This window comes from Microcoleus sp. M2_D5 (assembly GCF_036701935.1).
Lineage (GTDB): Bacteria > Cyanobacteriota > Cyanobacteriia > Cyanobacteriales > Microcoleaceae > Microcoleus.
The window spans coordinates 1-12923 of record NZ_JAUBRP010000119.1 but is presented as its reverse complement, the minus strand read 5'-3'; the positions used below and the strand labels follow the sequence as shown (position 1 = coordinate 12923).

The 12923-nt window shown below is 47.8% G+C and carries 5 protein-coding genes; 1 reads left to right on the top strand and 4 read right to left on the bottom strand.

What is annotated here, in order from left to right; genetic code table 11:
• Positions 1–117: 117 nt before the first annotated feature.
• The 4 genes from QUA50_RS28040 to QUA50_RS28025 all read right to left on the bottom strand — a co-directional run bounded on the left by QUA50_RS28040 (position 118) and on the right by QUA50_RS28025 (position 10814).
• A complete protein-coding gene (locus tag QUA50_RS28040) occupies positions 118–3399 on the bottom strand; it encodes a DUF4347 domain-containing protein (RefSeq protein ID WP_333433678.1) in 3282 nt (1093 codons plus the stop codon).
• A 776-nt stretch (positions 3400–4175) separates the two neighbouring features.
• A complete protein-coding gene (locus tag QUA50_RS28035; RefSeq protein WP_333268500.1) occupies positions 4176–7736 on the bottom strand; it encodes a DUF4347 domain-containing protein in 3561 nt (1186 codons plus the stop codon).
• A gap of 723 nt (positions 7737–8459) precedes the next feature.
• A complete protein-coding gene (locus QUA50_RS28030) occupies positions 8460–8837 on the bottom strand; it encodes a hypothetical protein (RefSeq protein ID WP_333268502.1) in 378 nt (125 codons plus the stop codon).
• A 489-nt stretch (positions 8838–9326) separates the two neighbouring features.
• Positions 9327–10814 (bottom strand): hypothetical protein, encoded by a 1488-nt coding sequence (locus tag QUA50_RS28025; RefSeq protein WP_333268504.1) that lies wholly within the window; start codon positions 10812–10814, stop codon positions 9327–9329.
• A 74-nt stretch (positions 10815–10888) separates the two neighbouring features.
• On the opposite strand from QUA50_RS28025, the gene QUA50_RS28020 reads away from it, so the two are divergent.
• Positions 10889–12550, top strand: a complete 1662-nt coding sequence (locus QUA50_RS28020) for a glycosyltransferase family 39 protein (RefSeq protein WP_333268506.1) — start codon at positions 10889–10891, stop codon at positions 12548–12550.
• Positions 12551–12923: the final 373 nt, after the last annotated feature.

The following is a 12923-nucleotide window of genomic DNA, read 5'->3' as shown; positions in this document are numbered from 1 at the left end:
GCCCGTCCAAAAAGGACGGGCGGGACGCCCATCCCACAATCTTGTGGAAGTTATTTAATTCTCATTCCTAATGGGAGGGAGTAAGAAATGCACAAATGATGCGCGACAGCTTAATAACTACAGAGTAATAAAATCGCTAGCGGTGAGAATACCGGGGGTAATATTGTTAAGCTTCGCCAACAATTGATTGGTGTCCGTCACAGTAATCAAAGTTTGATTGTTGCTGGAAGTAATAGTGAGTTGATTAAAACTCAAATCAGAATTCAACCCAATTAAATCCTCTCCCCTGCGGAAATCATTAATAATGTCGCTACCCGAACTTTGATTGAGGAAAAACACATCATTTCCCGAACCTCCCGTCAAAGTATCGTCCCCAACATCCCCGGAAAGGAAATCGGAACCGCTGCCACCGCTGAGAATATCATTACCTTTGCCGCCGTACAGGGTATCGTTACCGATGTCGCCGCAAAGCACATCGTTTTCATTGCCGCCGAACAGTAAGTCGTTGCCCTCACCGCCATCGAGACTGTCGTTTTCTTTGCCGCCGTACAGGGTATCGTTACCGATGTCGCCAAAAATCAGGTCTGTACCTTCATTTCCAAACACTGTATCGTTGCCGTTTCCAGCATTAATTGTGTCATTTCCCAAGTTGCCTAAAATGTAGTCGTCTCCATCTTCACCCAGCAAGATATCGTCATCTTTACCGCCAAAAATAGTGTCGTTGCCAAAGCCGCCGGCAACTGTATCATTGCCTAAATCTCCCCTCAACAAGTCGTCGCCCTCACCACCAACCACAGTGTCATTATCTTTGCCTGCGTAGATGGTATCGTTGCCAGCGTCGCCAGAGATGAAATCGCTGCCTTCATTGCCGAAGATTGAGTCGTTATCTGCGCCTCCGTCAATGTTGTCATTGCCGCCCATGCCGTAGAGAGTATCGTTGCCGGTAAGTCCGTTAATTGACTCGTTGATGACACCGCCCATGATGAAATCGGTAGTGTCGCCGCCGTTGATTGTTTGTTGGACGGGGTTGGGGGTAATGGTGGCCGAGTCGAGTTGCGGAGGGTTGAGGCTATCGAGTAGGCAATCATCCGAAGCCGGAGTTGGCGTGGGCGTGGGAGTTGGTTCCGGTGTGGGCGTGGGAGTCGGTTCCGGTGTGGGCGTGGGAGTCGGAGTCGGAGTTGGAGTTGGAGTCGGAGTCGGAGTTGGAGTTGGAGTCGGAGTCGGAGTTGGAGTTGGAGTTGGAGTTGGAGTTGGAGTTGGAGTTGGAGTCTCAGTTGGAGTGGGCGTCGGAGTCGGAGTCGGCGTGACTGTAGGGTTAAATTCATAAGCGCCAATATCAACGATCGCACTTCCGTTATTATCACCATCAGCCGGGCGACTCACACCGCGCTGATCCGCAGCCGGCGCGCCCGCACCAGTACCGGTATCAATTGCCGGACTTCCTGTTAGCAGCGGCAGCACGAAAGCGCCGTTAATATTTTCCAAAGGGCCGAGTAAGGGGTCGGCGATCGTAATACTTGCCGTAACATTACTATCATTAGGATCTCCCACGGTCAGTTTAGCGGGAAATTGAAGATTGTTTCCCCCATCAATGAGCTCCCGTCCAGTGTGCTGCCTATTTTTAAAAGGATTACTTGCCGTATTCCTATCAAAAATCGAATTCTTGACAGTAATTGGCGATTTCACAGGGTCGTTAAAAGTACCAATACCTCCAGAAAATTCAGCGGTATTTTTCGCAAAAGTCGAATTGACGATGTTAGTCGAAAAGGAATCTCTGTTAGCGACAAGCATTGCTCCGCCCTGCTTAGCAGCGCTGTTTCCGGAAAATGTACTGTTGACAATGCTGACATTTCCATTTTCTCCCAACCACAAACCGCCCCCGTTGTCTTCAGCTTTATTGTTAGCGAATGTGCAGTTTGTCACTGTCAAATCAGCATTACCGTGGCGAACACCGCCTCCCGAACCTCCCGAACCTGATGAATATTTGACTGCTTGGTTGTTAATAAAAGTGCTATTTTCCAAAACCACCTTGTCTTGGAAATAACCAAACAGAAAGGCTGCACCTCCTTCTCCAGTCCCGATATTGCCATCAAAAAGGCTGTTGCGGATAGCAATAGTTCCGGCAACTGGGCCGGGGGCTGCATTCGGCCCCGAAGCATTAGCGCCATCGACGTAAACTGCCCCGCCAACGCCTGTATCTGTGCGGTTGCCGATGAATTTAGAGTTTTCGATCGTCATGCTGCCCAACAGGTTATTAACAGCTCCTCCGTAGCTGCCTTTGTTGTTGGTAAATTCGCTATCTTTGATAGTCAGAACACTGCCGCTTTTAGTGGCGATCGCGCCGCCACCGCGTTCGGTATCATCCGCTAGCGAACCGTCATTGCCGCTAAACTTGCTGTTAATTACAGTCGTCGTGCTGCGGAAACCCGTGTAAATGCCGCCACCAAAACCGGCAACATTATTATTGACTTGGCAGTTTTCTAAAGTTAAAGTGCTGCTACCTCCTGTTTGAATGCCACCACCGGCGCTAGTTGCCTCACTATTCTGATCTGTTCCAGAAACTTTGCCGTTGGCAACAATCAGGTTTTTTAGAGTAACATTGGTCGAACCTTCTGTGAGGATGACCCGCGAGGTATTGTTGCCACTGATGGTTAAATTAGCTGCACCAACTGCATCAATTGTCAAGTTTTTGTTGATGACAAGTTGACCAGAAGTGAGGGTAATTGTTTGGCCCGCAAGAGTGGAGGCAAATTCAATGGTATCGCCGGCTGCAGCGGAGGCGATCGCATCTCTCAATGAACCCGGCCCGCTATCATTATTGTTGGTAACGGTAATAGTTGCTAAAGCCCCTTGATAATCTGCCATTGCCTCTGGAGTCAAGGCTAGCGGTGCTTCAATATCACCCTTGGCAAACTCCAAATTCCAGTTACCACTGCGGCCAGTGCGATCGCTAGATGCCGCAATATCAGCCCCGGTTAACTCGCCCAGGCGATCGACAAAATTGCTTCCCGAACCCGCAGCAACATCGCAACCGTAAATCACAATATCTGCTTGGTCGCTTAGCGCATTTCGCCACCCTTGCAACTGGCTTTCATATTGCGGCAAATTATCCGCATTTAACGTTGCAGAACCTAGCTGCAAGCTGCCAGAATTGCCGTGAGAAAAAACGTGAACTTGGTCTACAGTTTCCCCCGCAGCCGAAATTGTTTGCAGTTTCGCAGTAATTTGCTCGACTCCGTTACCATTTTTATCTAAAATGACGATCTCTGCACCGGGAAGCACGCCACCGGCAAGAGTTTGATAGTCATCTAAGTCGGAATCAATGAAGACAATAGATTTAGAACCAGCATTGTGGAGAACAGATTGTGAATCCATGTTGGTGGCAAAAGTTGAACTCATTTGGCATACCCATGAGAATGTTTACTATTTGCTGGTAGATTCACCTTGAAAGCAGAAGGCTAGAGATGCAGAAGGCAGTAGGCAGAATTAAAAACTCGGTAATCCATCGGGGACATTAAAAGTTAGGGAAAAACTTGAATTTTATCCCTAAGTTAAACCCGATACTTCGATCCATAATCAGCTTTTTCTGTGTAAAACCTGCGTTTTTTTTAGCAATTAAATGCAGAGGATGTAATGTAAATAGTCAGGCACGGGAACCTCTATAGGTAGATTTGCTATGCACGCCATTAGCCAGAGACGTAGTGCATCAAACCATTGGGAATCCTCGGTCAGGTAAGATTCAGAAAATCTTTTATGTGGTTCTGAGTTCCTGAGAATTGCTCTAGCTAGTACCTGATACATTCACATTAGATAAAACCAGGAAAATTGCCTAAAAATTTGATTAATTTAAATTGTTTCCTATCTGTAAAAAACTTCCCACAAATCTGAAAATTATTGGTTGAGAAAGCAGGCTTTATTCTGCCGCTACTTATGGCTAGCCAGCTCAGGATTGCAATAGACGAGTGTGTCTCATTCTAGGTGTGGGCGATCGGCAATAAACAAGATTTATTACCGATCGCACTTGAAAAGAATCAGATCGATCGCTCCTCTTCGTTGGCGTAGCCCCCGTAGGGGCGGGCCGCGCTAACGTCATCCACCAAATTTCAGGAGTTTGAGAGCTTTCTTCACCACTTCTAAGCGGGCGGGCTGCTGATGGCGCACCCTAGCCCAGCCAGCTAGATTGTTACCTGAGTGAAATCGCTAGCGGTGAGAATACCGGGGGTAATACCGTTAAGCTTCGCCAACAATTGATTGGTATCCGTCACAGTAATCAAAGTCTGATTGTTGCTGGAAGTAATAGTGAGTTGATTAAAACTCAAACCAGAACTCAACCCAATTAAATCCTCTCCCTTGCGGAAATCATTAATCATGTCGCTACCCGAACTTTGATTGAGGAAAAACACATCATTTCCCGAACCACCAGTCAATGTATCGTCCCCAACATCCCCGGAAAGGAAATCCTCCCCAGCACCGCCGCTGAGAATATCATTAGCTTTGCCGCCGTACAGGGTATCGTTACCGATGTCGCCGAACAGCACATCGTTTTCATTGCCGCCCAACAGCAAGTCGTTGCCCTCACCGCCATTGAGACTGTCGTTTTCTTTGCCGCCGTAAAGCGTGTCATTTCCCAATAAGCCAAAAATCAGGTCTGCACCTTCATTGCCAAAGGCAATATCGTTGCCATTTCCAGCATTAATTGTGTCATTTCCCAAGTTGCCTAAAATGTAGTCGTCTCCATCTTCACCCAGCAAGATATCGTCATCTTTACCGCCAAAAATAGTGTCGTTGCCAAAGCCGCCGGCAACTGTATCATTGCCTAAATCTCCCCTCAACAAGTCGTCGCCCTCACCACCAACCACAGTGTCATTATCTTTGCCTGCGTAGATGGTATCGTTGCCAGCGTCGCCAGAGATGAAATCGCTGCCTCCATTGCCGAAGATTGAGTCGTTATCTGCACCGCCGTCAATGTTGTCATTGCCGCCCATGCCGTAAAGAATATCGTTGCCGACTTGTCCGTTAATCGACTCGTTGATGCCACCGCCCATGATGAAATCGGCATCGTTACCGCCGTTGATTGTTTGTTGGACGGGGTTGGGGGTGATGGTGGCCGAGTCGAGTTGCGGGGCGTTGAGGCTATCGAGCAGGGAACCATCCGAGGCCGGAGTTGGTGTCGGTGCGGGAGTTGGTGTCGGCGGCGGAGTCGGTTCGGGCGTCGGAGTAGGCGCCGGAGTCGGTGTGGGAGTCGGAGTCGGTTCGGGCGTCGGAGTAGGCGCCGGAGTCGGTGTGGGAGTCGGTTCGGGCGTCGGAGTAGGCGCCGGAGTCGGAGTAGGCGCCGGAGTCGGTGTGGGTGTCGGAGTCTCAGTCGGAGTCGGCGCGGGCGTCGGAGTAGGCGCCGGAGTCGGTGTGGGAGTTGGAGTCGGTTCCGGTGTGGGAGTAGGCGCCGGAGTCGGTGTGGGAGTTGGAGTCGGTTCCGGCGTGGGAGTAGGCGCCGGAGTCGGTGTGGGAGTTGGAGTCGGAGTCGGTGTGGGAGTTGGAGTCGGTTCCGGTGTGGGAGTAGGTGCCGGAGTCGGCGTCGGAGTCGGCGCCGGAGTCGGTGTTGGCACTGGGACGACACTACCTCCCAATTCAAAAGAGCCGCTGTCCACGATCGCACCTGGAATGCTGTCGCCATCTTGAGGGCGAGTCAGGCCTCGCTGATCCGTAGCAGGTGCGTCGGTGGCAATCCCTTTATCAATTGCCGGACTTCCTGTCAGCAGCGGCCTGACTAAAGCGCCGTTGATGTTTTGCAAAGGGCCAAGTAAGGGGTCTGCGATCGTCACACTTGCCGTCGCATTGACATCGCTTCCGTCATTGGGGTTTTTGGCCGGCCACTGAAAATTCCCTCCTCGATCGCTATATTGGGCGGTGACGTGTTGCTGAATGCCCCAAGGGTTTCCTCCGTTAGCCGCTGTATTGTTGGAAAGAATCGTGTTTTTGAGGGTGACATTATTGGCATTGGCGAAGATACCTCCACCAACCCAGCCTGCAGAATTATCGGCGATCGTCGTGTTGAGAATGGTTGTGGGTGCACCAAGAGTCATTGCACCGCCGAGTTTGTTGAAATCACCAGCAGCAAACGCCGTGGAGTTGCCAGAAAACGTACTGTTAGTAATCGTAGTAGGGACATTTCGCATCCACAGCCCGCCACCTTGATTATTGGCTTTGTTGCCCGCAAAGGTGGTGTTGGCAATGGTCAATCCCTGGTTGGTGCTGTCGCTCAAAATCGTTACCCCACCACCGTTTCCATCATTTCCACCGTTGGGTAGCGCCAGAATTTCGTTATTTTGGAAGGTGCTGTCTGCAATACTTACGCTATCTTGGGTGCCGGTAAACAGATAAGCTGCTCCGCCTTCGCCTCGCCCTTTGTTGTTTTGGAATACGCTTTTGCTGATTTTAATTGTGCCGGAAGGCTCGTCAGTAGAACTGGCGCGGTCTGTGTAAATTGCCCCGCCGAAACCCCTTAAAAAAGAATTGCCATTGGGATCGTTTGGGGCGAACTGGCCGGAGGTGGTATCGTTGCCGATGAATCGCGAGTTTTCAACTGTTAACTTGCCGTTTAGGCTGTTAATTGCCCCACCATTAATTCCTAAGTTGTTGGTGAAGTCGCTGTTAACAACGGTGAGGTTTTTATTACTTACAAAAGCAATACCGCCAGCGCCACGTTCATCGTTGGTTGCAGTGGCTTTATTTCCGGTGAATTTACTGTCGGTAACGGTCAGGGTGTTGTTCCAGCCGCTGAAGATTGCACCGCCGCCTTTATCAGCCACGTTGTTGGTAAACTGAACGTTTTCTACGGTCATCGTTACTTCGTCTTGTGTACCGATCGCCCCACCATTATCCACCGTTTTACCGTTGATAATAGCGAGGTTTTTGACTGTAAAATTCGTAGCAGTCGCAACGTTGGCGCTGACAAAAAAGGCGCGGGATGCGTTGTTGCCACTGATGGTTAAACCGGGTGCGGCGGCGCCGTCTATGGTGATGTTTTTGCCAACGGGAATATCGAGTTGACCGCTGGTGAGGGTAATGGTTTGGTTGGCTAAACCTGGAGCGAAGGTAATGATATCGCCGGCAACAGCGGTGGCGATCGCAGCCCTTAATGAACCCGGCCCGCTATCGCTATTGTTGGCTACTACGATCGTAGCTAAATCACCTTGGTAATTTGCCATCGCATCGGGCCCCAAGGCTAAGGGAGTTTCAATTTGACCCTTAGCAAATTCTAAATTCCAGTCGCCGCCACTGCCAGTTATGTTGGTAGAGGCCGCAACGTCAGCCCCGGTTAATTGACTGAATCGATCGACGAAATTAGCACCTGTACCGCCTGCAACATCGCAGCCGTACAGCATGATGTCTGCTTCTGGGGCTAGTGAAGTTTGCCACTTTTTCAACTGGCTTTTGTATTGCTCTATGTTATCTGAACCCAGAGCGGTATTGCCTAATTGTAGGCTGCCAGAACTGCCGTGAGAAATAATGTGAACCGAGTCTATCGCCCCGTTAGTAGAGGCGTATTTTTCCATCTCGGAGGTGATTTTTTCGATGCCGTTTTTGGTGCGATCGAGTATTACTACCTGCTGTCCCGGCAGCACTCCCGCTGTAATTGACTCGTAATCTTCCACGCCGGAGTCAATGAAGACTAAGGAGCGCAGTGGCCGTTTTTCCAAAGCAGATTGTGAGTTAACTTGAGCGAATGTAGAACTCATATTGGAGACTCCATTAAGGGCATTATTAGTAGATACACCCCGGAGTTATCTCATCAGGCTTATTTGACTATATCTTAACACCAAATTGAGATATTGTGCTTTTTTTTAAATATTTTTATTGATTTATTTTGACCCACATTTACCTGTAACCTATTTACCATAAGGGAAATTATCACCTCTACCGATAGGCAGATATTGCAACATTTATCCCACATATGAAAATAAATCAATCTAGGTTGTACCCTCAAATTTTTGCGACATTATTTTGCTAACAGTAGCCGAATTTCAGGTATTCGGAAATGGCGGAGGTAATTCCCCCGATAATAACTCCTCTGAATTATATTTAGTAATTTTTATTTGAGTGTGATATTTTACGTACAGGCACAAGGCACTACAGTTTACCTAGCTCTATTTCATCTAATGTAAAACTGAATTATGTAGATTTTTAATAATTCTATATGCTTTGAAGCGGCTAGCTTTGCGATACACCAAAATACTTATTACCAGGACGTTTGGTCGCATTTACTAACAGTCAAAACGGTCTAATATTAAGTGCAACCCCTCACGGTAAATCAATTGGCTTATCGCGCCCACCGCCGTTGTTGAGTGTATCACAATGTCGATCGGGATAACACCAACCAAGGCCGCTCCGGGTGCGAAGCGAAGCGAACACTGACTCTACATGGAAAACGCTTTAAAACTGACGCACCATACAATACCATTTTAAATGCTCCACAGCTTATCACAATGTCGATCGGCATAACACGAACCAAGTCCGCTGTTTGGAGTCAGAGAAATATGCGATTTTGGCAATTGACTTTTGTATGGTTCCAGGTAATCTGAACTGAGGAGAACAAAGCCTAATTGCAGTTGGTTCGAGCTGCCCTCAGAAGTTGTGCGAACTTTGTCAATCTCTCTAAGGATAGAGGCAGATTTTTGAAGTGTGGAGGTCATTTTCTCAATGCACTCAGATTCCCCAGGCAAAATTCTGGAAACAAAATATCCACCTTCATGGATGCTGGAGTCCTTGAATACAAAGCTTTTGGATGGGGGATTTGCGTATTCCGAGGCGGGAGTCGTTTCCCTTAAAGAAGTGAACATATTCCGTCCTCCAAAAGTGAGTTTAGCGGTAGATACAGCCTAGGATTCAGAGCTTCTGAAACTGCCAGCGACCTTGTTTGTTTCGCCCATTCTTATTTAACCTATCTATCAGTTTGCCCTATTTCTGCAGCAGTGCCATCCGCGATCGCACGGAATTTATATTCTGCGTGTTTTCCCTTACTTCCGGCAAACGCGCTATTACCGATCGATCCGGTATCCTATCCGCGATCCCACTTTCACACAAGAATCCAACTGTAATATCATCTCCGAGCGATTAACCATAATATCCTGGTCGGGGCGGGTTTTTGAGATTGTCAATTATTGGCAGGTATTGTTCGTGAACCCGCCCCTACAACAATCGCGGTCGCACGACCGGACATGATATAAGCCCGTGCTTGAAACCTCGATAGTATCGAGTCATTCCCCCATGTAAAATCTAAAATCTAAAACGGTATGACACTTAGTAGATTGGCCTCGCAACTGCACCCCTCAAGATTCTGTGGAAGATGGCGGTTTTTTCCCTGCATTGCGAATATTAATAATCTTGTTGAGCGCCTCAAACCAAAAACCAGCCCCCATAGAAATAGCTACCCCACTCAATATCCAACCAAACAATTTTGCCATCAAAGCCTGCCACAATAAATTCCCCTGCTTATCTCGTTCTAAACTGTTCTGTTCGCTCCATCCAAAAGGCAAAGCTACCCGATCCAAAGCTCGATCGACATCCTGTTGAACTTTTGTCAGACTGGTCAAATTATTTGATTTAGTCTTAGCATTGTTTTCCACCAACTGCTCAGCGTACAAATTAACAGTCGATCGCAACATCGAATCCTTCGACAAGCGATTAATAATATTAATGCTATCAGCATTAGCAGCAACAGCGATCGCAGTTCCGAGCAAAATCGCTACCCCTCTGGCATTCCGCTTGTAAACACCAGAAGCACGCTCCATCGATTGGTCAAACCAAATTTCAATTTCTTTCTGAAACCGCTGCAACTGCTCTTGAGTATCTCCGCCACCTTTTTCAGCGCGCTGCGCTAAAATATAAAGGCTGCGTTTCAAAGATTCTGGCATACTGTCCAAGGTTTCTTGAATTTGTTGATAAATCGGACTCTCCTCTTTTAAATCCATAATTTCTACTACCGTATCTTGACTTTTTTTAACAGTATTTAACAGATTGCTGAAACTCGGTTGCAGTTGCCCCAGCAGCGCCACCCGCTCAATTTTGCTGTCAAAACGAGCCTTCACAAATGCCATCTGCCTCTGAAATTCTCTCCCTCCTTGCTCAGTTTCTGGTAGATAAACCTGAGAATCCTTAATATAAAATTCTAGCTTTTCCGACATTCGATCTAAGCTGTTGTTCAAACTTGCTAAATTGTTTTGATAATCTTCAACAACTCGATTGAACTCCGCAGTCAGCCACCTAAATTCTTGCTCAATAATCGGTTTAATAGTATCCTGTAAACTCAGATTCGCTCCAATATGTTGAATTTGTGCCAACTGTAAATCTTTAAATCTTTCCAATCTGGTTTTAGAGATAGAGCTGAGCAAACTAGAAACCTTTAAAGTCTCCAAAAGGCTAGCCGAAAAACACTCGGCTGGAATATAAGAAGGCCCGCTGGATTTATTGCCGAAAACATTTTTAGTACCCGTAACTCCGTGGTACAAATCCCCCATGCGGTGCGTAACAGAGCGGAATCCCTCTGATAACAGCCCTTTCGCTCCCTGATTCAAATCTTTGATAATCGGATTGGCGTAAATCGCATGGGCTAACTGTCCGACTCGCTTAAATTGCAGGGGATCTTTCGCACCTTCGCTGCCGCCAGAAATCAGCACTTCGATCGACTTCTTTAAATGTTCCGCCCGCCACTGCCAAACAGTAGCAATCAGTTCCTGAATTTCCGAAGCTAGCAAGCTTAAAGTCAGGTAGATAAATACTAAGCCAATGATAATATCTATAATTACAGGCAAGTTCATGGTATTTTCCTAGTCGCAAATAACTGCTGTCTAAGTTTACCCTCAGTTTGGGACGCTCAAAACTCTCTTAACTTATGTCAGAAATCTTTCCATTCCTTGGCCGCAAACCGAAAAATCGCTGGAATGACAGCTTTACAGACAAAGTGTGGATGCTGGCTTTTCTGTTGGCTGCAGTGCTGATTTTCGGGCTGAATCTGGGCGGCGTGGCTTTGCGGGATTGGGATGAAGGCATTGCAGCGCAGGTAAGTCGCGAAATTTGGCGCGGCAACTTAAATTGGCTGTATCCGACGATCGACTCTATGCCTTATTTCAACAAACCGCCGCTGGTACACTGGCTAATCGGGCTCTGTTTTGCCGTCGGCGGTGTCAGCGAATTGACGGCGAGGTTGGTACCGGCGATGCTGACGGCGGCTTCAGTGCCCTTGCTTTACGCCATTGGCAGGGAGTTGTTTCCTAGACGCTCGATCGCCATTTTTTCTGCCCTCGTGTATCTGACGCTGTTACCGGTGGTGCGGCACGGACGTTTGGCGATGTTGGATGGAGCAGTTTTGTGTTTTTTGCTGGGGGCGATGTGGTGTTTGCTACGATCGCGCCGCGACTTGCGCTACGCTTTGGGCGCGGGGATTGGGTTCGGACTCATTTGCCTGACTAAGGGCGTCATGTTGGGGCTGCTGCTGGGTGCTGTTGGCTGTATTTTTTTGGTTTGGGATACCCCGCGACTCCTCACTTCTGGGTATCTTTGGGGCGGATTGGCGATCGGAACATTGCCAGTAGCTGCTTGGTATTTTGCCCAATGGCTGCACTACGGCCAATATTTCATCCACACTAATTTAATTAACGAATCTTTCCGGCGCATTTCGGAACCTGTAAGCAGTCACAGAGGCCCGCCTTGGTATTATCTTTTAGAAATTTTAAAATTAGCTTGGCCGTGGCAGTTATTTTGGCTACAAGGGCTGCGCCTGAGTTGGGAAAATCGCAATTTTGCCGGGCCAAAATTAGTATTGGTTTGGACAGGAGTATATCTGCTGGCTATTTCTGTGATGACTACTAAATTGCCGTGGTATGTTTTGCCAATTTATCCAGCTTTTGCTCTTGCTGTTGGCAGTTATCTCGCTGAAGTTTGGGAGCAACTGTGGCTGCCGCCAGAACCCGTCAAAGAGGAAGCAGAAGAACGTTTTGATGCTATTTCTTTGCTGCCTCATCCCGCGATTTTGGCAGTGCTGGCTATAGTTGCTGTCGTCGGTTGCGTGTACTTCAGTGGCTGGGTATGGATCGGGGGACAAATTGCGCCTCCAGAGCGAGATTTGCAGTTAATGCTGATGTTTGTAGCTTTGACAATGACAATGGCGGCCGTGTTGCTGCACCGCAAAGACCGACAGTTTATATTAGTTTTAATTTGGGGAACTTACCTGACGCTGTTGGTATTGGTGGCTTCAGATAACTGGGTTTGGGAATTGGCGGAGGATTATCCGGTTAAGCCGATCGCCGAAATTGTCCGCACAGGAACTCCCGCCGGTCAGCAGGTGTTTACTTCTCACCGCTTGGGCCGTCCATCGCTGAATTTTTACAGTCAACGCCAAGTTATTGTCGCCGACGCGCCGACGCTCAAACAGAAATGGCAAACTCTCCCTCAACCTTATTTTCTGTTAGAAAAACCTGTTTTAAAACATTTAGGTTTGCAGAATGCTGAGATTGTGAAAACAGCGGACGATTGGGTTTTGGTAACTAGAAAATAAGCGTGTTTCCCCAAATTACCGTAGGGGCGGGTTCACCAACCATAATCGCCTCAGACCAAAAATCTCGAAAACCCGCCCCCACTTTGGCGGCAAATCCGAATCTACATTTTTGGGATGCAATCGCATATCAGATCAATCTAGGCGATCGGCTGTGTGCGGACGAGTTTACCAACAATTCATACCACAAACCAAGAATCTCAAAAACCCCCTAAACAAAGTCAACCTTAAAAAGCTTACCCAAAAATGTTACACTAAACAAAAGCCTCAGTTAAATTCTCTCTAATAGAACTATGCAACTTAGGATCGCGAATTAAATAACTTACAATTTTAATTGTTATTGTGGGATGGGCGTCCCGCCCGTCCTTAAAAGACG

Excerpts from the sequence above, each read along its gene's own strand:
- QUA50_RS28025 (WP_333268504.1), bottom strand. The coding sequence starts at position 10,814 with ATGAACTTGCCTGTAATTATAGATATTATCATTGGCTTAGTATTTATC.
- QUA50_RS28040 (WP_333433678.1), bottom strand. The coding sequence starts at position 3,399 with ATGAGTTCAACTTTTGCCACCAACATGGATTCACAATCTGTTCTCCAC.
- QUA50_RS28020 (WP_333268506.1), top strand. The coding sequence starts at position 10,889 with ATGTCAGAAATCTTTCCATTCCTTGGCCGCAAACCGAAAAATCGCTGG.
- QUA50_RS28035 (WP_333268500.1), bottom strand. The coding sequence starts at position 7,736 with ATGAGTTCTACATTCGCTCAAGTTAACTCACAATCTGCTTTGGAAAAA.
- QUA50_RS28030 (WP_333268502.1), bottom strand. The coding sequence starts at position 8,837 with ATGTTCACTTCTTTAAGGGAAACGACTCCCGCCTCGGAATACGCAAAT.